Consider the following 25,077-nt stretch of genomic DNA (forward strand, 5'->3'; position numbering starts at 1 on the left):
AAATCGTCATCCTCCTTTCATACGCCCGCCATTGTATTGTCACCTTGAGACTATTTACTTAGCCCTTGTTTTACTTACAACAATGAGACAGGGTCATGAAAAAAACATTAGTAGCCTTAACTTTGGCCAGCGTATTAGCGGGCTGTTCACTTGATGGTGATGACGGCAGCATGGGCGCAACCGGACCACAAGGGCCGCAAGGTGAGCAGGGCGAGTCAGGTCAGGCTATCAGTGGCGATCTGGAATTAACACTAGTAGGTCGCGCGGTACTTAACGCCGAGTCGCCGGAAGGAGCGGCGGAAATCGTCGCTTTCCATGCCCGCACCCAGCAAATTTACGCTATTAACAGCTCAGGTGATAAAGCCACGGTGGAAATTATTGCTGCCGATAACTTCGATGCCGCTGCTTTAGTTGCTGATAACGAAGGGGTGATCAGCAGCACCAATCTTGATATTACAACCACCTTGGATGTGTCAGCTAACACGCCGGGCGATGCCAACAGTATCGCCATCGACGCCAACAACGACTTGCTGGCGGTGGCCATGGCCGCTCAAACAGGGGTAAAAGGCCAGGTAGCGTTTTATGATATCAGTGGTGATACGCCGCAGTTTTTACACAATGTTGAAGTGGGCTACCTGCCGGATATGGTGACCTTTACACCGGATGGCACCAAGGTAGTGGTGGCTAATGAAGGTGAGCCGGCGGGCGATTACAGTGTTGACCCGGAAGGCTCAATTGCCGTTATTGCTGTCGAGTCGGGTAAGCCAGCGCTTGAGGCCAGCCTTCTAGGCTTTAGTCAGTACAACGATAAGCAGGCCGAACTTGAAGCCCAAGGCGTGGTGTTTGCCAATCCAACCGGTCGCACCATTAAGGGCCAGCTGATCAATACCACAGTAGCCATGGATCTTGAGCCGGAATACGTGGCAATCAGCGCCGATAGCAAAACCGCGTATGTGTCATTGCAGGAAAATAACGCCCTTGCGGTTGTTGACCTTGAAAATATGACATTGGAAGTACGAGCTCTGGGCTTTAAGGACTGGGGGAATCTGCTAATTGATGCCTCGGATAAAGACGGCGGCATTAACTTCAAGCAGTATCCGGGTCTGTTCGGCATGTATCAACCGGATACCATTGCTACTTACCAATGGCAGGGTGCCGACTTTGTGGTCTCGGCAAACGAAGGCGATGGCCGTGAATACTTCTTTGATTCAGCCGATGAAGCCAGCTGTTTGGCCGAAGGCGGTTTGGATTTTGACAAAGACGATGGCTGCTTGGCCTATATCGATGAGTCCCGCGCAGAAGACTTGGACCTTGCGGACAATTTTGCCTACGTGAATAACGACGATGATGATATCGGTCGTCTTATTGTGAGTACGGTACGTGGCGATGCGGATCAGGATGGCCGCTACGAGCAGCTTTATACCTATGGTGCGCGCTCATTCTCTATCTGGGATGCCAACACAGGTCTGGTCTTTGACTCAGGTGATGATGTTGGTCGTATTACCGCAGCGATTCATGGCAGTGCCTTTAATAACAATGAAGATGAGAACGAAGGGGATACCCGCTCAGACGCCAAAGGTGCCGAGCCAGAAGCCTTGGCTTTAGGTCAGGTACAAGGTCGTACCTATGCCTTCGTCGGCCTTGAGCGTATGAGTGGCATCATGGTGTACGATATTACCAATCCGTTCGATGTGAAATTTAAAAACTATGTCAGCAACCGCGGCCTGATTGAAGGCGCTGATATCACCGGCGACCTGGCACCAGAGGGCATGCGTTTTATCAGCGCCGAGCAAAGCCCTAACGGTATGCCGCTGCTAGTGGTCGGTAATGAAATTTCTGGTTCGGTCAGCGTGTGGCAAATCGATCTAAAATAACAGAGTTCACAATAGGTCACACTTTTATGACGTATGTCATTAAACTGAAATATCAATTGCTTATTATAGGCGGCAAGTAATGACCAGCTTGTTGCTTGAATTCTGATTAGACAACCCTGACTTAGCCGCTCAAATGAGCGGCTTTTTTTGTATCTGCTCCGGGGCCAGATCGCAGATTGAATAGACATTGACCGGCAGACCCAGGCGACGCCTGTCACTAATGCTGAATTCGTCCTCATTCCACAATAGGTTGCAGTCGAGCTTTGACAGGGCTTTCTGAACAATAAAATTATCCATTTCATGGTCTATGGCTGTGTACCAGAGCACATATTGCTGGCCCTGATAATGCACGCTGATATCCTGCCAAAGCCTGTCTGGCGAGCGCCCTAACAGCGGCTCATCCGAAGTCAGAGCGGCAAAACTAAAATGACCTTGTTCGTCTGTGACAGCCTGGCTGACAAAGTATTGCTTGCCTATGGATAAGGTGCGGGTAATTTTTACATTGGCCAGGCGATTATCGCCTAGGGCTAAACGGCCTTGAATTTGCGGGGAGAGGGTTTGTGCTTGGAGCAGTAATTGGGACAGCGGTACACTGCTGGAGTTGGCTTGGGTAAAAAATAACACGGCGCAGGCCAGGATGCCGGCACACAGTAAACAAGAGACGATTAAACGCATATTCACACCCTGTGAAGATATCATCCGAGAAAGTTTGAAAGTTACTGCATAATCTCGGCTTTTGCAAACCAATGGGCTAATTCACCATACGTAACAGTAGCCTAGAGTATAGATGAAAAATTGCGTACACTGAGCCTTTATTATTTAACAGCTTATACGCATGCTGCATATCATTCAGTCTAATCGCATGGAGATTCTCAGCGCCCAGTTATGTGCGTTGTTAGCGAACCCCAGTAGCGATGATATTTTTGCTCGGGAGCTGGTGTTGGTGCACTCCCCGGGTATGTCTCAGTGGCTCAAACTTGAGCTGACAAAGCAATCGGGCGTGTGTGCTCAGGTCGACTTTCCCTTACCTTCAAGCTTTATCTGGTCTTTATACCAGCAAGTCCTGCCTGATGTGCCCGAAGAGTCTGCATTTAATAAGGCCAACATGGCCTGGAAGCTCTATGAGTTATTAGTGCAAAAACTGCCTCTGGAGCCGTATCAGGCGCTGGCCAGCTATCTGGAAGATGATGTTGATGGCAGCAAGCGTTTTGCTCTGTGCGAAAAAATAGCCGATGTTTTTGACCATTATTTGATGTACCGGCCCCAGTGGCTGCAAATATGGGAGCAGGGCGTGGATCAGCTGGATGAAGTGGATATTGCCCATGCTCCCTGGCAGCCCGATTTATGGCGCAGCCTGGTTGCTGTGGTGGCCGAGCGTGGGCAAAGCCCGTATCACCGCGCCAATATGCATGATGCCCTGTTGGCGGCGCTCGCCAGCAATAAGGTGCAACTGCCACCGCGCATCTGTTTATTTGGTATCTCGGCCTTGGCTCAGTCGCAGTTAGAAGTGTTTAACGCCCTGGCGCAACACACCCAGGTTTTGGTCTTTTTGTTTAACCCCAGCGAGCATTATTGGGGCGACTTGGTTGATGAGAAAACCCTGGCCAAGGTTAACAGCCGCTATAAGGTCAAACCCGAATTGGATGCGGCGCAAAAGGGCGAGCATTATTATATTGTCGGTAATCCATTATTGGCGTCCTGGGGCAAACTGGGGCGGGATTATTTAGAGCAGTTAATACAGTTCGATGGCAAGTGGCTGGACGGTTTTGACGATGAATTTGCGCCGCATTTGCTTGGTCGTCTGCAGCAAGAAGTGTATGAACTGGCCTTTAAGGGTCAGAGTCTGGCCGAAGATACGCACTGGTTTGTCAGCGACGAAGGCAAGATGGCGCTGCAAGATGATGATACCTCGGTGCAACTGGCCAATTGCCATACCCAGTTACGGGAGGTGGAATGTCTACACGACCATTTGCTGCGGGAATTTGTTAAAGACCCCAGCCTGACACCAAAAGATATTATTGTGATGATGCCGGATGTTGGCCAATACAGCCCCTTTATTGAGGCGGTGTTTGGTGGTGCCAAGGGCGCACGTCATATTCCTTATGCCATTGCCGATTTATCCATAGCCCAGGAGCGCCCGCTGCTTAACGCCATTTTAGTGCTGGCAAATTTACCCTTTAGCCGCTTTGGCGTCAGCGAATTAATGGATCTGCTGCAAATTAGCGCCATTAGCGAACACTTCGCCTTGTCCGAGCCGGAATTACAGCAATGCCATGTCTGGCTTGAGCAGGTCGGCGTTAAATGGGGCATAGACGGTGAGCATAAAAGCGAATTTGCCCTGCCGACATTGGCTTTGAACACCTGGCAGCTGGGCTTACAGCGTTTACTGCTCGGTATGGCAACCCGAAGTGAGCCCTATTTGGGCTTGTATCCCGCCGATGCGGTGGAGGGTATGAACAGCGATATTTTGAGCAAGTTGCTTAGCTTTATCAATGCGCTGTTGACGGCCAAAGCCTTACTTAGCCCGGATGCAGACTTGGCACAAAAGGTGGCGTCCATGCGCCAGGTGCTGGAGCAGATGTTTGCCAGTACGAGCCTCAGTGCGGTGGATTTAGCTACCATGGACAGGCTCTTTAACGCCGTCGACAAGCATTACTATAATGGCGATTATCTTGGCCCCATCTCACAGCGGGTGTTTGTAAACCTGCTGCAACAGGGCATAGACGACAAGGGCGTGGGCCAGCGTTTCTTAATGGGGCAGGTGAACTTCTGTACCCTGATGCCGATGCGGGCAGTGCCCTTTAAAAAGGTTTGTATTCTTGGCTTAAATGATGCGGACTATCCCCGTAACGTACAGCCCATTGGTTTTGACCTGGTGCCCTTTAGCAAACGCCGCAAGGGCGACCGCTCGCGTCGCCTGGACGACAGATACCTGTTTTTAGAGGCGCTCTTGAGTGCCCGCGACAGCGTATATCTTAGCTATATTGGCCGCTCCAGCCGAGATAACAGTGAGCGTATGCCCTCTATCTTGTTAAGTGAGCTGTGCGAATATATCGACCGCTGTTTTTACTATCCGGATAAGGACCCAGATAAAGACGAAACCGTCAGTGCTGCGCTTACCGCCGTACATCATTTGCAGCCGTTTCACAGTGATTACTATCAAAGCCAAGGACGCTGGCAGAGCTTTAATCCGGTGTGGGCCTTGACCTATGAAGACGCTCAGGAGCAGGGTGAACAAGCACCCCTTGCAGCATCCCCTGAGTCCATTATCGAGCTCGATGCCTTATTGCACTGCGCCACTCGTGCCCAGCAGTTTTTCTATCAGCAGGTGCTGGCGGTGCGCATCGAGGACATAGATGAAGGCAGTGATGATAATGAGCACTTTACCGTAGACCCGCTGGCTCGCTATCAGCTGCTTGATGAGCTACTTGAATGCGCCGTCAATGATAAAGAGGTAGATGATGCCGAGCTTATTCAACGCGGCGTATTACCACAAGGGATCATGGCGGAAGTAACCCTAGAGCAATTAAAAACCCGTATTACTGCGTTAGCGCAGCAGGTGCAAATGCGCATTGGCGCTCAAGAGCCGCAGCTGGTGGAAGTGGATGTAAGCATTGGCGGCTACCAAATTCAGGGCTGGCTAAGTCATGTATACGCCAATGAGCAGGTGTTTTATCGCAGCGCCAGTATTAAACCCAAGGACCGTATCAAGGGCTTTATTTATCATTTGCTGGCGCAATTAAGCGGCCAGGCCGTTACTACTTTGGTAATGGGGCTTGATGAGCAGGTACGTTTTGAACCGCTCACTGTGGATCATGCCGAGGAGCTTTTGTTGCCTTGGTTGGCTCTTTATCGTGAGGCGCAAACACGCAGCCCGGCATTTTTCCCTATTAGTGCCTGGGAGTGGTTGCAACAGGGGGAAATTAGCAAGGCCAATTTAAAATTTGTTGGCGCCTATATCGGTGTGCCGGAGCGTGCCGACCCTTATATCAGTGCCGACTACCGAGATTTATACCAATGCGAGCAGGAATTTTGCGACTGGGCGCAGCAGTTGTTAGCCCCTATCAATCAGTTTTCTGAGGAGCAAAAATATGCAGATTCTTGATCCCCTTAGTTTGCCCTTGATTGGCCAGCAACTGATTGAGGCTAGTGCCGGTACGGGTAAAACCTACACCATTACCGGCTTATACCTGCGTTACTTGTTGGGTATGTACCAGCGCTCAGATGGTACTGACGGTGAGCCTTTGAGCGTTGAGCAAATTCTGGTGGTGACCTTTACCGAAGCGGCCACCAGTGAAATTAAAGACAGGGTGCGGGCGCGCATCACAGAAGCCAAAGAAGTGCTGCTAGGTAAGGTAACTGAGGATGAGCTGGTGCAGCAATTGCTAGCTCAGGTCAAAGAGCCACAGCAGGCCTATAACCTGCTGGATGCGGCGGCCAAGTCTTTGGATGACAGTGCCATTTTCACCATGCATGGCTTTTGCCAGCGCATGTTAAAACAGCATGCGTTTGCCTCCAATATGGCCTTTAACCTGCATTTTGTGATGGATGAAAGTGAATTGCAGCAACAGGCTGTGTTCGATTTTTGGCGGCAATTCGTTTACCCCTTATCGGCGCAGCAGGTACAGGCGGTGTTGGCTCATTACCCTTCGCCTTACACCCTGCTAAAAAAACTGAGTCCGCTGATCAATCGCGAGCAACTGATCATAGAGCCGCGCTTTGACGACCCGCAGCAGGCATTAGAGCAGGTTTGGCAGCAACAAGCCCAATACCTTGAGGCCCTGGAGCCGTTCAAGCAGGCGCTTAGAAACGGCGATTTTTTCAGTGCCCTGGCTGCCAGCGATATCAAGGGCACAGCCAAGCCTAAGCACAAGGCCAATGTCGGTGCTTTACAGGCCTTTGCCCACAGCGACGAACTTGAGCTGGATAAAGGCAAAAAGTCGTTTGCGCTTTGGTCAAGCGAGTCACTGCAAGACCCAGGCATTTATAAGAAAAATGGCGAGGTGTTCAGCCATGAACTGGTGAGCGAGTTTGAACGCTTAAGTGAGCTTAGCGCCGGTTTCGGTAAGTCCTTGGCCCAGCTATTGTGTGTTTATGCTCTGGATTATGTGCGCACCCATGTGCAAACAGCGAAAAAACGCCAGCAATTATTGGCTCCGGACGACCTGCTAAGTGGCCTCTATCAGGCCCTGGGTAATAACAGCGAAGGTGAGTTGGCGCGGCAGATACGCAGCCAATATCCGGTGGCCATGATAGATGAGTTTCAAGACACAGACCCCATACAATACGGGATTTTTAATACCCTGTATCGCCCTTTAAGCTCGGCGATAAGCGGTCTGACCATGATAGGCGACCCGAAACAGGCCATTTATGGCTTTCGTGGTGCCGATATCTTTACTTATATAGATGCTAAACAACAGCTTGATGAGCAGCGCCTGTATACCCTGGCGGTTAACCACAGGTCCAGCACAGAGCTGGTGGGCTGCGTGAATGACCTCTTTAGCGGCCATCCGCAGAGCTTTATTTATAACGAGCAAATTCCGTTTTTCAATGTTAAAGCCAAGGGCAAGAAAGAGCAGTTATGTCTTGATGGCAAGCCCTTGGCGGCGATGGAATTTATCTGGCATGGCGGCGGACAGGAGATCCTCTCCAAGGAGCAAGGGCAGGGCGCTTTAGCCGAGAGCTTTGCTAAACGCATCCATTATCTGCTGGGCGAAGCACAACAGGGGCGTTTAACCCTGGGCGAGGCGTCTCCCTGTGCCGGCGATTTCTGTATTCTGGTGCGTGACCGTCGTGAAGCGGCGCTGATGAAAAAAGCCCTGGCTGAGGCCGGGGTGGCCAGTGTTTATCTGGCTCGCGAAAGTGTTTTTAAGCAGCCCTTGGCGCAGCACTTGTATCGCCTTTTAAGCGTGCTGCACGGCCCTTACGACGAGCGCTTGCTACGCGGCATGTTAAGCGGCCCCTTTTATAATTTCTCGGCGGCAGAGATCTATGCCCTTGGCGATGATCAGCAACGTTGGGGGGAATTATTAAATGAATTTGCCGAGCTAAGACGCCGCTGGTATGCCGATGGTGCCCTGGCCATGCTGGAGCAGTTGCTGTGGCAAAACAAACTTCCTCAGCGCTGGCACGACCTGGGCTGGGATGTACAGCGGGCGTTAACAGATTTTCGTCATCTCGGCGAAATCCTGCAACATAAGCAAATTGAACTCGATGGCACCACGCGTTTGCTCAGCTATTTTCATCAACAACTAAGCAGCGAATATGGTGAGGGCGACAGCGCCCAATTGCGCCTGGAAACCGATGCGCAGTTGGTGCAAATCGTCACCATGCATGCCTCCAAAGGTTTGCAATATCCCATAGTCTTTATGCCCTTTGCCCAAAGTTATCGCAGCGCCGCCTGGGCCTATTACCATAGTGATGGCGAGTTGCGTTTGGACCTTACCGAGAGCGATCAAGCCATGATGGCCGCCGAGCGTGAGCGTTTGGCCGAAGATTTGCGTCTGCTGTATGTGGCATTGACGCGGGCTATCTATCACTGCTCTTTAGGAATGTACGCCATAGGCCAGAGAGGGCGCTCACAGATGCACAACTGCGCCCTGGGCTATTTGCTATTTAGCGAGGCCGAGCCGCAGTCGGACTTCTATGCCTTACTGGCGGATAAGGTTGCAACGAATGCGGATATGGCGTTGATGCTAACAGATAAGGTGCCCGTGTCTGATATAGCACTGGCGCACAGTGACGCCGTTGAATTGCACCTTGCTACGCCACCGGCGGGTATAGAGCGTCATTGGCGGGCGACCAGCTTTAGTGCCTTAAGTTATAAACGCCATGAAGCGCCGAGTTTTGGCGCCGGTGGTGGTGACGACGATGAAGACCATCGCATGGAGCAGTATTTATATCCGTCCAAGAGCGCCGATGAAGCAAGCCTGAGCAGCTATGAATTCCCTAAAGGCCCGGGGCCGGGCAGTTGCTTGCACGATATCCTAGAGCAAATTTCCTTTGCCGGAGTCGCCAATGGTGAGGAATTGGCGCTAGCCCAGCTGCAACAGGTATGTGAGCAGAGCCTGCACAAGTACGCCCTGGACGAGAGTTGGCTGGAATTATTACAACATTGGATGGTGGACATAGTGCGCTGTCCGCTCGATAACACGGGTTTAAGTCTGGGGGCGCTGGAAGATAAGCAGTGCCTGGTGGAAATGGAGTTTCATCTGCCTCTGTTAGAGCTTGAACCCAAAGCCTTTAACCACGCCATGCTGAGCTTATTTGGCCATGACTTCGATTTTGACTTTGAGCGAGTGAAGGGCGTTTTAAAGGGCTTTATCGACCTTATTTTCTGTTATCAGGGTCGTTATTATGTGCTTGATTATAAATCAAATTACCTGGGCGATAGCGCCTTGGATTATGATCAAAATGCGCTGACTCATGCTATGAATGCACACAGCTACCATGTGCAAGGGGCCATTTATATGGTGGCGCTGCATCGTTTGTTGCAAAAGCGCTTGCCGGATTACGACCCCGAGCATCATTTGGGCGGCATGATCTACACCTTTATGCGCGCCATGCCACAGCAGCAAGGGGTCTACAGCAAAGCCTTTAGCAGTGATGAAATTAACCAACTGGACGCCTTATTCGCCCAAGGAGAGCGCGGTGATTGAGTTACTACAAGCGCACAACAAGGTGCGCACAGTGGATATTGAGCTGGCTAAGCTGCTGCTGGGCGAGCCCTTGCACGGCGGCAATGAAATGGGCTTCTACCTGCTCTTATTGCTGCTTAAGGCCATGAATGAGCAACATAGCTGTCTGGATTTAACCACAGTCGATACCAGTAACCCCTTTGCCCTTGATACCCGAGCACTTGAGCCAGGGCTGGAACTTGGGCTTGATATTGAGCTAGGGTTATCTCAGCTGCCTTGCATTGGTGAAGGGATGCCGCTGCGCCTTCGCGACAATGCCCTGTATCTGGCTCGTTATGATGAGTATGAAGCGCTACTGGCCGAGCGTTTTAGTGCTTTGGCCACAGCGCCCATTACCTTGGATAATGCCCGTCTGACTGAGTTGATCCAATTTTATTTTGGCGCTGAGGATACACAAAGCCCGAACTGGCAAAAGGTTGCCTGTGCTACTGCGGCCACGCGCAAATTCTGTGTGATCAGCGGCGGTCCGGGTACAGGTAAAACAACTACTGTGACCCGGTTATTGGCCATTTTGCAATCCCTGTATCGTGAGGCACCGCTGCATATTGAGCTGGTGGCACCTACGGGTAAAGCGGCGGCACGTTTAAGTGAGTCTATTCAAGGAGCCAAGCTGGATTTACCGCAAGCAGCTCAGGAGGTGGCGGCGCTTATTCCCGAGCAGGCGCAAACCCTGCACCGTTTGCTCGGTACCTTGCCATACTCCAATCAATTCCGTCATAACCGCGCTAACCCGGTGCATGCGGACTTGGTCGTAGTCGATGAGGCCTCCATGATAGATATCAGCTTGATGGCCAAGCTGGTGGATGCCCTGGCGCCGCATACCCGACTGATTTTGCTTGGCGATAAGGACCAATTAAGCTCGGTGGACAGTGGCAATATCATGGCCGATTTGTGCTGCCAGTGTCAGCTTGGCCACTTGCCTAATTACAGCGCGCCTTGGGCGCAGCAATTGGCTGGCCTGTGCGGGGAGCACCAGTATCACAGCCAGCAGCAAACCTCTTATCTGCTGCGCGACAATATCGCCTTTTTGCAGCATAGTTACCGCTTTGCCGAGGGCAGCGGCATTGGCCGTCTGGCCTATGCGGTCAATCGCGCCGAACAAAATACCGCCAGGCAGCTGCTGCAAAGCGATGCCAAGGATATCAGCTATTTTGATTTGCAGGAGGGGTTCTATTCCCAGCTTATCGACCGCGCCGCAACCCAATACAGTGCCTATTTAACCTTGGCTGGTGAGGGCTCGGATGCCAAGGCCGTGCATCAGGCTTTTGCTCAGTATCAATTGCTGGCGGCGCTGCGCGAAGGTCCCTTTGGCGTGCAACAGCTTAATCAACGTATTGAACAACGTTTGGCGCAGCAGGGATTAATCGATTTGAGGCAGCGTTTTTATCTTGGAATGCCCTTGATGATCAGCCAAAACGACTATCAGTTACGCCTCTTTAATGGCGATATAGGCATAGTTTTACCGGACGAGAATGGTGCCCTGAAGGCCATGTTTATCGCCAGTGATGGCACACTCCGCGCCATAGAGCCGGGGCGCCTGCCCGGGTTTGATAAGGTCTTTGCCATGACCATACATAAGTCGCAGGGCTCGGAATTTGCTCATACCGCCATGGTATTACCGCCCTTGGGCCGTGGTGGCCAGCGTCTTAACCGCCAACTGGTTTACACCGGCATTACCCGGGCTAAAAAGCACATTGAGCTTATCTGCGATATGCGTACCTTGTTCCATGCCATTAATCAGCCCATTAGTCGTGCCTCCGGGCTTTATCAGCGACTGCAAGGAGCAAATCACTGATGTGGCCTTACGTTATTCTCGCCCTGATCTTGGTAAAAACATCACTATTGGGGCTGGGTGGCCTATCCATAGTGCTGGCACTGTTGGGGTTATTATTGCTGCGCTTAGGTTTGGGTAAGCCCGAGCCCTGGTTACGCCGCCGCGCTGCGAAAATACTTAAAATAGCGCTTGGGCTGCATCTTTTCGTCTATGCCATGTTGCTGATAAAACTCTTCACGCTTGAGTCATGGGAGGATGTGCCCATGTTTATTGCCAGCCACCTGGTTTTGCATCATATGATGGCGGCCTTTATTGGCGCGACACTGATTTTTATGCTGATAAGAAGCTATTTTATCTTTAAAGATCAGCTGGGTAGCGGTCAGGCGGAAAAGGCGTAGGCAGATTAGATTTTTTACTCTAGACTGATATTTGCAGTAATAAACAATAACAATAAACAGGTTTTAGCTTATGAAATCACTGGTCAATCAACTGGCTAACTACGCCAGTTACCACAGGGATAGACGCAATATATACACTCATTTTATCGGCATCCCGCTAATAGTGTATGCCTTGGTGGTCTTGTTATCGCGACCAAGTTTTACGCTGTCTGCTGAGCTGACGCTTACTCCCGCCACCCTGGTTGTTGTTATTAGCTGTGTTTATTATTTGTTTCTTTCCCTGTCTTTGGGGTTAGTCATGACGGTACTGATGGCCTTTGCTTTGCTGGGCGCGGCACCTTTGGCTGCCTTGCCCTGGGCACAATGGCTGGGGTGGGGCGTTGGGCTTTTCCTTATCGGCTGGGTATTTCAATTTATCGGTCACTATTTTGAAGGCAAGAAACCGGCGTTCGTCGACGATCTGATAGGTTTAATCATAGGCCCGTTGTTTGTGGTGGTGGAGCTGTTGTTTATGCTCGGTTTATACAAAGACCTTAAAGCCGAGGTCGAGCAAATAGCCGGTAAAGTGCGCTAAGGTTTTGAAACCTTGGTATTCACTTTTATTTTTAATAAGGAGAATTAATTTTATGGATGAAAATCTTAAGTTATTAGGGTCTGTTTATCTTTGCGGTTTACTTTATGTTCAATCTAAGCGCATTCTGATGAATTTAGCACTAACCTATAAGGCATAATTCATCCATGAAGCTTGGTTACATCGTGCATCCATGCACTCACCTCGCTAAGCTGCGAAGCATTGCTTCGGTCTTGCTCGCCTATGTACATAGCGAGCAACACAGAGCAGGATGCGTTTAGATGAACCCGCAGGGCAGCGCTTGTAGCGCATTTCTACTGTGTTGTTACATGTTCATGTAGAATAACTACACCACACATGTGCCGCCTTGTATAAATCCGCTACAAACTGCTGCAGAAACAAACAACAAAGGTCAACAGACCCTAGTATTGGATGATTTAGAGCAGGTTTACTTTTGGATGGACTGGACCAATGTCGATGGTTTGCGCGCACCTGCACCTGTGACCTTTTTAGGCGGCATTGAGCAGATGCTTGGCGGTAACCATGGTTATGTCAGCGTTGATTTGGCACCGGGTAAGTATCTTTGGGTGTCAGAGGTCAATGCGGCAAAAATTAATATGCCTTTTGTGGTGACCGAATAATAAGTTAATTTACCTTAGCAATTAGGGGCAAATAGCCCCTTTTTTTATATGGAAATTATGCCCAAAATCCCTACTTGCTGGTCAAACTTGGTAACTAATATGTTAATATAATCAGCAATTAAAACTAATGAGCAAGCATAATGGCAAGGCGAAGTAAGGCCGATGCGGAGCAGACTCGGACGGCCATCCTAGATGCTGCAGAACAACTATTCTTTGATCATGGTGTGTCTTGTACCACCTTGGCGCATATTGCCGCCGCGGCAGGGGTAACCCGGGGTGCCATTTACTGGCATTTTGCCAATAAGAACGATCTTTTTAACGCCATGCTGGAGCGTATTCGCTTGCCCTTTAGAATGATGCTGAGCGAGCTGCAGCAGGCCAATGAGCAAAGCACTCTGGCTCAGGTTAAGGATGTGATTTGCCGCTCCATGCTCTTGGTTGAGCAGGAGCCACAATATTATCGCGTGCTTACAGTTGTGTTCCATCGCTGTGAATATGTGGAAGAGCTGAATCCCGTGGTGGCGCAGCAAAAAGAGTTGAATCAGGAAGTCATTGCGACTTTAACTTTGGCTTTTAATCGTGCCCTGGATAATGGCGAGTTAAATCCCAATATTCGCCCAGAAGATGCGGCAATATCGCTTAACGCCTTGTTCGTTGGCTTGCTAAGCCAATACCTACAGCACCCAGGCTGTATGAATTTGACCAAGCAGGTTGAGCCCTTACTCGATACCTTATTTGTAGGCCTAAAAAAGCCGGACTAATTTATACCAATTCACTTAAATAGCTAATCATTCTAGCGGGCTAAATATCATGCTAACAGTGTTGGAATTTTTCTATGTAGAATAACTACATAAGAAAAATTCCGCCTCGTTATCATCTCATTTATCCAGCGCTATCTCTGATCACATACTTAACAGAATTGGTATTAGCGCGGCTTGCTGTACCTTAGTTATTTATTGCGTACAAAGAGTTTTTGTACCACTAAATAGAATACAGGGACGAGGAAGATGGCTAGGAAGGTCGCCGTTACCATACCACCTAGTACACCAATACCTATGGCGTTACGACTCGCCGAGCCGGCACCTGAACTTATCGCCAGCGGTAAAACACCCAGCGAGAAGGCCAGTGAAGTCATGATAATAGGGCGTAAACGCAGGCGGATAGCCTCAAGTGTCGCCTTAATAACATCCAGACCTTGCTGTTGCAGATCTTTAGCAAACTCCACAATCAGGATGGCGTTTTTCGAGGCCAGACCCATAGTCGTCAATAGACCTACCTGGAAGTAAACATCGTTTTCCAAGCCGAAGATAAAGGCTGCACCCAGGGCACCAACGATACCCAAAGGCACCACCATGATCACCGAGAATGGAATTGACCAGCTTTCATACAGGGCCGCCAAGCACAGGAATACCACTAGAATCGACAGGGCGTACAAGAAGGGCGCCTGTGAGCCTGACATCTTTTCCTGATACGAGGTGCTGGTCCACTCGAAGTCTATGCCTTCTGGCAGCTGGGCAACCAACTCGGCAACAACATCCATGGCTGCACCCGAGCTGTATCCCGGAGCCGGCTGACCTAAGATCTCCATCGCCGAAATACCGTTATAACGCTCTAAACGTTGTGGGCCGTATACCCAGTGGCTGCTGGCAAAGCTGTCGAACGACACCATCTCGCCTTGGTTGTTACGCACATACCAGTGGCTTAAGTCTTCCGGTGTCATACGGAACTGGGCATCAGCCTGCACGTACACCTTCTTAACGCGGCCACGGTCAACGAAGTCGTTCACATAAGTAGAACCCCAGCCGATAGACAAGGCGTTATTGATCTCGCTAATTGGCACACCTAAAGCCTGAGCTTTAAGCTGGTCGATATCTACTTGCAGCTGCGCCGCATCTTCCATGCCGTTTGGACGTACCGCCATCAGCTCTGGACGCTGTGCGGCCATGCCAAGGAACTGGTTACGTGCCTGCAGCAGGGCTTCGTGGCCCAAACCACCGCGGTCTTGCAAGAACATGTTAAAGCCAGTGGCCTGACCTAATTCCACAATAGGTGGCAGGTTAAAGGCAAAAATCTGCGCTTCTTTAACGGTTGAGAACTTGCCCATGGCACGGCCAATAATCGCCTGTACGCTTTGGCTATCATCACGCTCACTCCAGTCTTTCAAACGGGTGAAGGCAAGACCGACGTTTTGACCCTGACCGGCAAAGCTAAAGCCGCTTACTGTGAATACAGATTGCACCGCCTCTTCGCTGCCATAGTGATCCGCTACCTGGGTCATAATCGCTTCGGTACGTTCCTGGCTGGCTCCACTTGGTAATTGCACCATGGTTAGGAAGATACCCTGGTCTTCTTCTGGTAGGAAAGACGACGGCAGGCGCGCAAACATCAGTGCCATTACCGCCACTATCACACCGTATAAAGCCATAGAGCGAACAGGGCGCTTCAATAGACCGCCTACGGCCTTACCGTATTTGTCATTACCGCGGTCGAAGGTGCGGTTGAACCAGCCGAAGAAGCCGCCTTTGTTGTGATGGTCGCCATGAATTGGCTTCAAAATCGTCGCACACAGGGCCGGAGTAAAGACGATAGCAACCACTACCGACAGCGCCATGGCCGATACAATAGTGATAGAGAACTGCTTATAGATGGCGCCGGTGGCACCGCCGAAAAACGCCATAGGTACGAATACTGCCGATAGAACCAGGCCGATACCTACCAGGGCGCCGGTGATCTGACTCATGGACTTACGGGTGGCTTCAACTGGCCCTAGGCCCTCTTCGCTCATTACCCGCTCAACGTTTTCTACTACAACTATGGCATCGTCCACCAAGAGGCCGATGGCCAGTACCATGCCGAACATGGTCAAGGTGTTGATAGAGAAGCCCATGGCCGACATGATGCCAAAGGTGCCAAGTAATACTACGGGAATGGCTAAGGTAGGGATCAGCGTGGCGCGGAAGTTCTGCATAAACAAATACATAACCACGAATACCAGGATCACCGCCTCAAACAGGGTTTGCACCACGGCACTGATGGACACCTCAACAAAGGGCGTGGTGTCGTAGGGAATGGTGATTTTTACACCGGCCGGGAAATAGGCTTCGAGCTCGGCTAAACGATCTTTAACCGCTTTGGCCGTGTCCAGGGCGTTGGCACCTGTAGCCAGCTCAATAGCAAAACCGGTTGCTGGCATGCCGTTATAACGACCCATCACCGCATAGTTTTCACCGCCCAGTTCAATACGGGCAACATCGCTCAGTAATACGCGTGAGCCATCGGCATTTACGCGCAGCAGAATTTGTCCGAATTCTTCTGGGCTGCTCAAGCGGCTTTGTGCCGTAATTGCAGCGTTATATTGCTGACCCGGTAAAGCCGGTGCACCACCTAACTGACCAGCTGTCACCTGGTTGTTTTGCACTCGAATGGCGCTGGTCACATCCGTGGGGGTTAGCTGAAACTCATTGAGTTTGTTTGCATCCAACCAGATACGCATGGCGTATTGGCTACCGAATACGGTGAGGTTACCTACACCTGGCGTCCGGCTGATCGGATCCTTTACGTTTGATACTACGTAATCGGAAAGGTCTTCACGGGTCATGGAGCCGTCTTCGGAAATAAAGCCGACAACCATTAAGAAGCTGCCGCTCGATTTGGCAACCGCCACACCCTGTTGTTGCACTTCTTGCGGCAACAAGGGGATCGCACGTTGTAGCTTGTTCTGCACCTGAACCTGGGCAATATCCGGATCTGTGCCGGTTTCAAAGGTCAGGGTCAGGGTTACATTACCCAAAGAGTCACTCTGTGCCGACATATACATAAGGTTGTCGATGCCATTCATGGCTTGCTCGATAACCTGAGTGATGGCATCTTCGGCGGTTTTCGCCGTTGCACCCGGGTAGCTGGCGGTAATGGTTACCGCAGGCGGTGCTACCTGAGGGTACTGCTCAACTGGCAATTGTTTAACAGATAACAAACCGGCCAGCATGATGACTATGGCTATCACCCATGCAAAGATTGGTCGGCTAATAAAGAAATTCGCCATACTTATGCCTCCGACGGCTTGTTGGTAACTTTAACAAGCGCCCCAGGACGGATTTTTTGCAAACCCGAAGTCACTACGGTGTCGCCCGCTTTTAGGCCTTTGCTTACCAGCCAGCTTTGATCAACCTGCTGCGCTAGCTCGACTACACGCACCTCAATGGTGTTTTCGCTGTTAACGACCATCACTGTGGCTTCACCTTTGGGCGTGCGCACTACTGACTTTTGTGGCACCAAAAGGCCGTTATCTATATTACCTAGCTCAACCTGGGCACGTACGAACATACCTGGTAGCAGTTCACCATCTGGATTTGGGAATACCGCACGCATGGTGACCATAGAGGTTGAAGGGTCAACGCTTACCTCAGAGAACTGCAGCTCACCAGAGTGGCCATACCAAAGTTGCTCATCAAGTTTTAGCTGTACCGCTGGGGCAACACCTGTATTACTGGCATTCGTGGTAATGGCCTGGCGCAACGACGCCAGTTTTGATGCCGCTTTGGTCATATCCACATAGATAGGGTCTAGCTGGCGAATGGTGGCCAGCTCATTGCCTTGGTTGGCGGTAAGCAGGGCACCTTCGGTTACCAAAGAACGCCCGATTTGACCACTGATTGGTGCACGAATACCTGTGTAATCCAGATTGATTTGGGCACTAAGTACGGCGGCCTTTGCGGCGGCTAAATCGGCTTGGGCGCCAAGACGTTGGGCATCAGCATCATCGAAGTCCTGTTGGCTAACCGAGTTGGTGCCAAGCAGGCTTTTAATACGTTTAGCGCGGGCTGTGGTGTTCTTTACCGCGGCTTCGGCCTTGGCCAGGCTCGCCTTGGCGCTGGCAAGAGCGGCTTCAAAAGGAGCGGGGTCGATGCGATAAAGAAGATCGCCTTTTTCAACCATTTGCCCTTCATCAAAGAGGCGAGACTGCAAAATACCACTGACCTGAGGGCGAATTTCCGCCTGACGGAAGTCCACGGTGCGCCCCACTAACTCTGTGTGTTGCATCACGGTTTGTGGCTGCAACTGATACGCTTCGACTTCCACCGCGCTCGGTGCGCTTTGGGTCTGAGCTTGCTCGCCCGACTGTTCACAGCCGCTAAGGCCAAGTGTCGCAACTATGGTTAAGGCGACCAGGGTTTTTGCTTTCATATCCAACCTTCTAAGAACAACAAATCGAGAAATAGAGTGCAAATATACATACATGAACGTATGCAAGCAAGGTAAACCAATCCGTTTACATGTAACTCATTGTAATCAATGACAATAAACTTGATATTTTCGTGTGGTTTAGAGGTTGGTTTGTTGTTGAAATGGCCGCCATACCCAGCTGGATGGCGGCGCAAATTAGGCTGGTTTGGCCTTATAGGGCGTAACTTAGGTGCTGATAGAAGCGGGTATTGATGTCTTGACGTTCGGGGTTTACGTGCAGCTCCATACACAGGGACTTGATTACACTTTCTACCTGATTCATAAAGCGGCCATAACCCATATCATGCCTGTCTTCGGTGCCGGCAACGATCACAAAGTCGATGCTTTGTACCAATTGGTTGCCATTATAAAGGACATAATTTTGAATTTTATCCTGGCACGGCAAAAAGCTTAGCTTTTCCAGCTCTTCATTGTGGGCACTGGTATCGATATCGCGGTGACGGATAAGGGGCGTACGGCCATTGGCCACCATGGCACGGCGTGGCAAGCGCTTGGCTTCGCAAGCGGTAACAAAAGCGTCGGCGATACGGGCGTAAAACTGAGCAAAGTCCGTGGCTCCATTGCCCAATAACTGAGTTTTAAGCGCTCGGGTTAGTGGCAGGGTAAAACGTGCATAGGTAAGATCTCTGTGCTCCGGCAGTGGACAACCGCGCGCTTCATAACGCGAGTCTAATGCCCTGAGCTTGTAGCCATAGCTTTCTTTAAAGCCTTTGGCGCGGGCAAAAATATCATAGGTAAGGTGTTGATGGTCACGCACTTTAAAGGGCTGCGCCTGGTTTGGTAACTGCTCTTGCAATGTCGTCAGTACCTTGGCAACACGGGAATGGAAGTCGGCGCTGTGGGCGCGAATATCCTCGCCTGTGGCTAAGAACAATAAGCGCACCTTGCGGGCTTTTTGCGTGTCATCGCCGTGCAAGGTGTGGGCTTCGTGATAGCGCGGGTTATAGAAAAACAATTGCTGGCGCTTGGTCTCTAAGCAATAGGCTTCCTCGTGGAAGCGCACGATAGGCAGCTTGTCGTTCACTAAAACGTGCACATTGTATAGCTCAGCGTCATCGCACAGGGCAAAGAGCTGACGCACTATGCGTTGATGGGCGCTGGCATAATCGCTAAAACAGGCATAAAAATCCTCGTCGGGTTTGAACTCGGCGAGGATATATTGGTTGGCTCGGGCATTGGTTGGGATATAGACCCTGTGCTGATTTTGTGAAGCCATGATAGTTCCTTATTCCTTGGTGTATGCATTGGCTTCATTTTAATGCTGATAAATGTCAGCGATGTTGCGCTAGATTAAACTTTCATGACTTTTCCATCAGGCTGATGCTAAGTCTGACAAAATCCGATGAGGTCAGCACGCCCACTAACTTTTTAGCCTCAACCACAGGCATACAACCATGGCGGTTATTCAAGAAAAACTTGGCGATATCAATTAGCTGGTCCTTGATTTCAACTGTGTCGAATTTGGTTAGCATAATCTCACTCACAGGCGTTTGCTTTTCTTTGCGTTCCAGGGCATCGGCGCCAAATACCGAGATAATCTTCATTACCTGAGCGATGATCACTTTTTGCGTCAGCATGCCCACCAGATGCTGTTTGTCATCTGTGACCGGTATATGGCGAATATTGTACTGGCGCATCAATTGATGAACATCATACAGGGAAGCATCAGCGGCTATGGTGATGGGGGAGGCGGTCATTAAATCCCCGGCGCATTGCATGGGGACGCCCGGCTCAGATACGGTTGAATTAGACTCGGTTGAATTAGACATACAGGTTCCTTATCACTTTCGGATTATGTGCTTTTAACGCTAACCTTAAATATAGAAACAAGTTTAGATCTCAATCAACTAAAGGTGGCTTATGCAATTACTGGGATTAGATCATGTGGTTATTCGTACTGCAAAGGTAGAGCAGTTGCTGGCGTTTTACCAAGAGGTGCTCGGCGCCACACTTGAACGGCTACTTGAGGATGAAGGCCTGTATCAATTGCGTGCTGGGTCGGCACTTATCGACATTCTGAGTACCGAGGGCAGTCTTGATAGCGGTGCAGCGGTGGATGTACGCAGCTCACCCATAGCCCATATTTGTTTGCAGGTGAGGGCGCCAAGCGAGCAAGCACTCATTCGTACCCTAAAACGCAAGGGGGTGATGGAGGCATTAACATTTGCCACACGCTATGGTGCTACGGGTTTTGGTCGTTCTTTATACATTCACGACCCAGATGGTAACACCCTTGAATTAAAGCTGGTTTGACCTTACTAAAAGCTGTATGTTAACGGCAGATTTTGTCATAATGACTTGGTTTAAAGCCACGTAGAATTCAGAGGAAAGTATCCCAATGGCGGAGATTGAAAATCGCCCAACGAACTTTATTCGTAATATTATTGATGCAGATTTGGCATCGGGTAAACACCAAAATATTCATACACGTTTCCCGCCTGAGCCTAATGGTTTCCTGCATATCGGCCACGCAAAATCAATTTGTTTGAACTTTGGTATCGCCCAAGATTACCAAGGTTTGTGTAATCTTCGCTTTGACGATACCAACCCGGAAAAAGAAGACATTAACTATGTTAACTCCATCAAAGAAGATGTGCGTTGGCTTGGTTTTCAGTGGGATGGTGAGATTGAATATTCATCAAACTATTTTGATAAGCTTTATGAGTATGCGGTTGAGCTGATCAACAAAGGCTTGGCCTATGTGTGTTTCTTAAGCCCAGAGCAAGCCCGTGAATACCGAGGTACGCTTACCGAGCCGGGTAAAAACAGCCCATACCGCGATACCCCAGCCGCTGAAAACTTGGCGTTATTCGAGAAGATGAAAAACGGCGAGTTTAAAGAAGGCGAATGTGTACTGCGCGCCAAGATAGATATGGCCAGCTCATTTATGGTGCTGCGTGACCCTATCATCTACCGTATTCGCTTTGCTCATCACCATCAAACCGGTGACAAGTGGTGCATTTACCCTATGTACGACTTTACTCACTGTATCAGTGATGCCTTAGAGGGCATTACTCACTCATTATGTACGCTGGAGTTCCAGGACAACCGTCGTCTGTACGACTGGGTGCTTGATAACATCAGCATTGAGTGTCATCCGCAGCAAATTGAGTTCTCACGCCTGAACCTGGAATACACCATGATGAGTAAGCGTAAGCTTAACCAGTTGGTAGTTGATGGTCACGTTGATGGCTGGGACGACCCGCGTATGCCGACCATTGCTGGTTTGCGCCGTCGTGGTTACACGCCTGCGTCTATTCGCGAATTCTGTAAGCGCATCGGTGTGACTAAGCAGGATAACCTGGTTGAAATGGGCATGCTAGAAGCCTGTATCCGTGACGACCTGAATGACAACGCCGCCCGTGCTATGGCGGTACTTGACCCTGTGCGTATCGTTATCGAGAACTTCCCAGAAGATCAGGTAGAAATGCTGGATGCGCCAAATCACCCAAGCAAGGAAGAAATGGGCTCGCGTCAATTGCCATTTACCCGTGAAGTATTTATCGAGCGTGACGACTTCCGTGTTGAAGCGAACAAGAAGTTCAAGCGTTTGGTATTAGGAAAAGAGGTGCGTTTACGTAATGCGTATGTGATCAAGGCCGAGCGTATCGAAGAAGATGCTGATGGCAATATCACCACCATTTACTGTAGCTATGACGCAAATACTTTAGGTAAAAACCCTGAAGATGGCCGTAAAGTGAAGGGCGTGATTCATTGGGTGAGCGCCACTCATTGTATCGAAGCCGAAGTACGTCTGTATGACCGTCTGTTTAATGTGCCTAACCCAGGCTCTGCAGATGATATCGCCAGCGTGCTTAACCCTGAGTCTTTGAAGATTGTCAGCAATGCCAAACTTGAACCAAGCCTGGCGGATGCACAACCACTAGTAGGTTATCAGTTTGAGCGTACCGGCTACTTCTGTCGCGACAATCACTTTGAGCATTTGGTGTTTAACCAAACCGTAGGTTTACGCGATTCTTGGGCCAAGATTGAGCACCAAGATTAAGCTTTCGACCTAAGCTCTCAGCGAAACGCTAAGCAAATTGAAAAACGGATACTTTTTATAGGTATCCGTTTTTTTACGCTAGCATAAAAGGACAGGCACGAAATTATGAGTTCAGCATGTCCATTACAAGTCACGAAAAGTTTAATTACCTCGAGTATCCAGCGCGGGATTTAGGCGCGACTAAGGATTTCTTCACCCAAGTTTTTAACTGGCAATTTACCGACTATGGCCCCGAGTACAGTGCTTTTAGTGGTGCAGGGCTTGACGGCGGCTTCTATGCCAGCGACCAATGTGCCAGCATGCAAAACGGCTCCGCACTCATGGTGTTTTATTCCAGCGCCCTTGAGCAAACCCAGCAAAAAGTAGAAAAGGCCGGCGGGGTGATCTGCAAGCCGATATTTTCCTTCCCAGGCGGGCGACGTTTTCATTTTGTTGAGCCAAGCGGCAATGAATTTGCGGTTTGGTCTGAGCCACAGGAATAATAAGTGAATTGATTTAAAAACAGACAGGCATTCATGAGCTCGTCACATAAGGCTGGCTTCAAAGCAGCGGATATGGTTTGATAACAAAAAATAATAATAACGTCAGTATTATGCTAAATAACCTGTCTCTTCGTAAAAAAATACTTCTGTTAATTGGTGGTACCTTAAGCGTGCTTATGGTGCTGGTCGCCGCATTTTTTATTAAACATATTGCCGAGCTGTCGCGCAATAGTGTGGAGCGCGAAGCGCAAAACTACCTGCAGGCGGAGCAGCTGTCTATGCGCTCCTTCTTTGCCCAATATGGCAAGCTGGTTGAAACCTATATTACCAACCCTTACTTGGTGGCCTTTTTTGCCGATTACCAACAGCGCGATGTTAACCTAGATACAGTGCCCGGTTATCAGCTGATCAATGAGGACTTCCAGCGTATCAGTGGCCGCGACAGCAATATTTTGTCAGCGTTTTTTGCCTCCGCCAATACCGGCGAATATTTCAAAGAAAATGAGCGTACCTCCAGCTATGCCGATGGTCGCCCTTATTACGCCTACGAGCGTCCCTGGTGGCAAGACGCCATGAATAAAGGTGGCTTGTATGTGGGTGCCATCTCAGTGGATATCAGCACAGGTGATGTGTCAGCTGTGGTGCAGCAACCCGTCTATGACGAGGCCGCCAACTTGGTGGGCGTGGGCGGTGTTGACCTGCAAATCAATGCCATTAAAGAGATGGTTGAAGATATTTCCTTGCAGGGTCAAGGTTATGGCTTCTTGCTCGACAGCGAACTTAATGTAGTGCATTTGTCCGAGCGCACCGGGCACCAACTGTCCATCACAGATGATAATGGCGGCAAAGACAACCTTAGCGCTTTAGAGCAGCAATTTGCCGATACCCAAGGTTTTAGCACCTTAAATTTGGCGATGAAAGAGCGCCCAACAGGTATTGTTGAGGTGACGCTTAAGGGAGTGCAGTATTACGCGCTGTTTAATGCCTTACAGCTTGATAAACCCATGATTGACTGGCATGTGGGTGTATTAGTGCCTGTGAGTCTGATTGAGGAGCCGGTTAATGCCGCGGTGATGTCCGCATCTGTGGCTGTGGTGGTGATCCTTGCCGTAATAGTTGCGATGATCTTCTGGGTTACACATCTGGTGATCCAACCCATTAGTTCACTCTCGAGTGTGATGCGCGATATTGCCACTGGTGAGGGGGACTTGACCCGTCGTATCGAAGTAAAAAGTAACGACGAAGTAGGGCAACTGGCCGAGCATGTAAATACTTTTATCGATAAGTTACGAGCACTTATGGTGCAAACTGCGCAGCAGGCGCAACAACTTAGCCAGGCTGCCAATCATTTACAGAGCGTTTCTAACGAAACGAATGCAGAGATCCAAAAAGAAAAATTACAGGTCGACAGCGTGAGCACTGCGGTTACGGAGATGGCCACTACGGTGACCGAAATTTCCCGTAATGCGCACCAAACTAATGCCGCAGCCGAGTCGGTGCAGGCGATCAGCGAGCAAGGACGACAACAATCGAATGACTCTCAGCGAGTGATGAGCGAATTGGCGTTGCATATAGGTGCAGCCGCCGAGGTGGTAACCGGTCTGGCGCGTGAAAGTAATAATATCGGTGCCGTTATCGATGTTATCAATGGTATCGCCGAGCAAACCAATTTATTGGCATTGAATGCCGCTATTGAAGCGGCCCGTGCCGGCGAGCAAGGCCGTGGCTTTGCCGTGGTTGCCGATGAAGTACGCTCCTTGGCCAGCCGCACTCAGGAGTCGACTCATGATATTCGCACCATGATAGACAAGCTGCAGCGCATTGCCGAGCAAGCCTCGGAAATGATGCAACAAGGACAGGAGCAGGCACAAAGTTCGGTGAACCAAACCGCTGCGGTACTTGAGTCGCTACAACAGATCAGTGAATCCGTGACCCATGTGCTCGACCAAAGTCACCAAATTGCCACCAGTACAGAGCAACAAAGTATCGTTGCCGAAGACATTAACACCAGCCTTAATGCCATTAATGAATTAGTAAACAGCACCGCCAGCCATGCCGATGTACTCGCCCATGAAGCCAGCGAGCTCAATGAGTTAGCCAGTTCGTTAAATGGCACTGTAGGTCAGTTTAAGCTCTAAAGCCACTTACTAAGCTGTAAATCAAAGAAATAAACCAGCCCTCGTTATCGGGGGCTTTTTTATGTCCAGTTTTATGTCGAGAAATACACGGATAAATTTGGTACGACCGAGTGTATTTGAAACATGGGCACGGGATACGGGTCATAAAGAGTTGGAAGTGCTCTAACCAACAAATAGATAAAACAAGGAGTAATTAGTCTAGAAAGCTATCTAAATAGCGTATTGAGAAATATAAAGAGGAAAATTGGTACG

Annotated in this window: 17 protein-coding genes; 12 read left to right on the plus strand and 5 right to left on the minus strand. The window is 49.9% G+C overall.

All coding sequences use genetic code 11. The features are described from left to right. Nucleotides 1-95 precede the first annotated feature (95 nt). On the plus strand, nucleotides 96-1,874 hold the full coding sequence (locus WCN91_RS02985) for a choice-of-anchor I family protein (protein ID WP_342676140.1): 1,779 nt from the start codon (nucleotides 96-98) through the stop codon (nucleotides 1,872-1,874). Nucleotides 1,875-2,003: 129 nt separating this feature from the next. On the opposite strand, the gene WCN91_RS02990 is transcribed toward WCN91_RS02985, so the two are convergent. Next, the gene (locus WCN91_RS02990; RefSeq protein ID WP_342676142.1) at nucleotides 2,004-2,549 is read right to left on the minus strand and encodes a DUF6795 domain-containing protein; all 546 of its coding nucleotides are present in this window, start codon (nucleotides 2,547-2,549) and stop codon (nucleotides 2,004-2,006) included. A 160-nt stretch (nucleotides 2,550-2,709) separates the two neighbouring features. Between WCN91_RS02990 and recC the strand changes: the two genes are divergently transcribed. The 7 genes from recC (at nucleotide 2,710) to WCN91_RS03025 (ending at nucleotide 13,716) form a co-directional block, all read left to right on the plus strand. Further along, the gene (gene recC, locus WCN91_RS02995) at nucleotides 2,710-5,979 is read left to right on the plus strand and encodes an exodeoxyribonuclease V subunit gamma (protein ID WP_342676144.1); all 3,270 of its coding nucleotides are present in this window, start codon (nucleotides 2,710-2,712) and stop codon (nucleotides 5,977-5,979) included. After that, nucleotides 5,966-9,532 (plus strand): exodeoxyribonuclease V subunit beta, encoded by a 3,567-nt coding sequence (gene recB, locus WCN91_RS03000; protein WP_342676146.1) that lies wholly within the window; start codon nucleotides 5,966-5,968, stop codon nucleotides 9,530-9,532. Before recC ends, recB begins: the two co-directional genes overlap by 14 nt. Then, nucleotides 9,525-11,366 carry an exodeoxyribonuclease V subunit alpha gene (gene recD, locus WCN91_RS03005; RefSeq protein ID WP_342676148.1) on the plus strand — a complete coding sequence of 614 codons (1,842 nt, stop codon included), beginning with the start codon at nucleotides 9,525-9,527 and terminating at the stop codon, nucleotides 11,364-11,366. Before recB ends, recD begins: the two co-directional genes overlap by 8 nt. Continuing rightward, the gene (locus WCN91_RS03010) at nucleotides 11,366-11,743 is read left to right on the plus strand and encodes a hypothetical protein (RefSeq protein WP_342676150.1); all 378 of its coding nucleotides are present in this window, start codon (nucleotides 11,366-11,368) and stop codon (nucleotides 11,741-11,743) included. The genes recD and WCN91_RS03010 overlap by 1 nt, the downstream gene beginning before the upstream one ends. A gap of 70 nt (nucleotides 11,744-11,813) precedes the next feature. After that, nucleotides 11,814-12,317, plus strand: a complete 504-nt coding sequence (locus WCN91_RS03015) for an Mpo1 family 2-hydroxy fatty acid dioxygenase (RefSeq protein ID WP_342676152.1) — start codon at nucleotides 11,814-11,816, stop codon at nucleotides 12,315-12,317. Nucleotides 12,318-12,742: 425 nt separating this feature from the next. Then, nucleotides 12,743-12,955 (plus strand): hypothetical protein, encoded by a 213-nt coding sequence (locus tag WCN91_RS03020; protein ID WP_342676154.1) that lies wholly within the window; start codon nucleotides 12,743-12,745, stop codon nucleotides 12,953-12,955. A gap of 140 nt (nucleotides 12,956-13,095) precedes the next feature. Continuing rightward, entirely contained in the window at nucleotides 13,096-13,716 is a 621-nt protein-coding gene (locus tag WCN91_RS03025) for a TetR family transcriptional regulator (protein WP_342676156.1), read from the plus strand. 188 nt (nucleotides 13,717-13,904) lie between these two features. On the opposite strand, the gene WCN91_RS03030 is transcribed toward WCN91_RS03025, so the two are convergent. From WCN91_RS03030 to WCN91_RS03045, 4 genes are all read right to left on the minus strand, one after another. Continuing rightward, the gene (locus WCN91_RS03030) at nucleotides 13,905-16,997 is read right to left on the minus strand and encodes an efflux RND transporter permease subunit (protein ID WP_342676158.1); all 3,093 of its coding nucleotides are present in this window, start codon (nucleotides 16,995-16,997) and stop codon (nucleotides 13,905-13,907) included. A 2-nt stretch (nucleotides 16,998-16,999) separates the two neighbouring features. Then, nucleotides 17,000-18,139, minus strand: a complete 1,140-nt coding sequence (locus WCN91_RS03035) for an efflux RND transporter periplasmic adaptor subunit (protein WP_342676160.1) — start codon at nucleotides 18,137-18,139, stop codon at nucleotides 17,000-17,002. 211 nt (nucleotides 18,140-18,350) lie between these two features. Continuing rightward, complete coding sequence (locus WCN91_RS03040) at nucleotides 18,351-19,415, minus strand: DUF3083 family protein (protein ID WP_342676162.1); 1,065 nt, start codon at nucleotides 19,413-19,415, stop codon at nucleotides 18,351-18,353. 82 nt (nucleotides 19,416-19,497) lie between these two features. Next, a complete protein-coding gene (locus WCN91_RS03045) occupies nucleotides 19,498-19,968 on the minus strand; it encodes a CBS domain-containing protein (protein WP_425416002.1) in 471 nt (156 codons plus the stop codon). A 91-nt stretch (nucleotides 19,969-20,059) separates the two neighbouring features. Between WCN91_RS03045 and WCN91_RS03050 the strand changes: the two genes are divergently transcribed. The 4 genes from WCN91_RS03050 to WCN91_RS03065 all read left to right on the plus strand — a co-directional run bounded on the left by WCN91_RS03050 (nucleotide 20,060) and on the right by WCN91_RS03065 (nucleotide 24,825). After that, a complete protein-coding gene (locus WCN91_RS03050; RefSeq protein WP_342676164.1) occupies nucleotides 20,060-20,452 on the plus strand; it encodes a VOC family protein in 393 nt (130 codons plus the stop codon). An 85-nt stretch (nucleotides 20,453-20,537) separates the two neighbouring features. After that, nucleotides 20,538-22,205 (plus strand): glutamine--tRNA ligase, encoded by a 1,668-nt coding sequence (glnS, locus tag WCN91_RS03055; protein WP_342676166.1) that lies wholly within the window; start codon nucleotides 20,538-20,540, stop codon nucleotides 22,203-22,205. A 122-nt stretch (nucleotides 22,206-22,327) separates the two neighbouring features. Continuing rightward, a complete protein-coding gene (locus WCN91_RS03060; protein ID WP_342676377.1) occupies nucleotides 22,328-22,687 on the plus strand; it encodes a VOC family protein in 360 nt (119 codons plus the stop codon). Nucleotides 22,688-22,797: 110 nt separating this feature from the next. Further along, a complete protein-coding gene (locus WCN91_RS03065) occupies nucleotides 22,798-24,825 on the plus strand; it encodes a methyl-accepting chemotaxis protein (protein ID WP_342676379.1) in 2,028 nt (675 codons plus the stop codon). Nucleotides 24,826-25,077 lie beyond the last annotated feature (252 nt).

Origin of the sequence: Pseudoalteromonas qingdaonensis (assembly GCF_038739665.1) — a bacterium.
GTDB classification, from domain to species: Bacteria; Pseudomonadota; Gammaproteobacteria; order Enterobacterales; family Alteromonadaceae; genus Pseudoalteromonas; species Pseudoalteromonas qingdaonensis.

Bases quoted from the DNA above. Each gene is read 5' to 3' on its own strand.
- WCN91_RS03015 (WP_342676152.1), top strand. From the start codon at position 11,814: ATGAAATCACTGGTCAATCAACTGGCTAACTACGCCAGTTACCACAGG.
- WCN91_RS03040 (WP_342676162.1), bottom strand. From the start codon at position 19,415: ATGGCTTCACAAAATCAGCACAGGGTCTATATCCCAACCAATGCCCGA.
- WCN91_RS03065 (WP_342676379.1), top strand. From the start codon at position 22,798: ATGCTAAATAACCTGTCTCTTCGTAAAAAAATACTTCTGTTAATTGGT.
- glnS (WP_342676166.1), top strand. From the start codon at position 20,538: ATGGCGGAGATTGAAAATCGCCCAACGAACTTTATTCGTAATATTATT.
- WCN91_RS03050 (WP_342676164.1), top strand. From the start codon at position 20,060: ATGCAATTACTGGGATTAGATCATGTGGTTATTCGTACTGCAAAGGTA.
- recB (WP_342676146.1), top strand. From the start codon at position 5,966: ATGCAGATTCTTGATCCCCTTAGTTTGCCCTTGATTGGCCAGCAACTG.
- WCN91_RS03035 (WP_342676160.1), bottom strand. From the start codon at position 18,139: ATGAAAGCAAAAACCCTGGTCGCCTTAACCATAGTTGCGACACTTGGC.
- WCN91_RS03030 (WP_342676158.1), bottom strand. From the start codon at position 16,997: ATGGCGAATTTCTTTATTAGCCGACCAATCTTTGCATGGGTGATAGCC.
- recC (WP_342676144.1), top strand. From the start codon at position 2,710: ATGCTGCATATCATTCAGTCTAATCGCATGGAGATTCTCAGCGCCCAG.
- WCN91_RS03010 (WP_342676150.1), top strand. From the start codon at position 11,366: ATGTGGCCTTACGTTATTCTCGCCCTGATCTTGGTAAAAACATCACTA.
- WCN91_RS02985 (WP_342676140.1), top strand. From the start codon at position 96: ATGAAAAAAACATTAGTAGCCTTAACTTTGGCCAGCGTATTAGCGGGC.
- WCN91_RS03025 (WP_342676156.1), top strand. From the start codon at position 13,096: ATGGCAAGGCGAAGTAAGGCCGATGCGGAGCAGACTCGGACGGCCATC.
- WCN91_RS03045 (WP_425416002.1), bottom strand. From the start codon at position 19,968: ATGTCTAATTCAACCGAGTCTAATTCAACCGTATCTGAGCCGGGCGTC.
- WCN91_RS02990 (WP_342676142.1), bottom strand. From the start codon at position 2,549: ATGCGTTTAATCGTCTCTTGTTTACTGTGTGCCGGCATCCTGGCCTGC.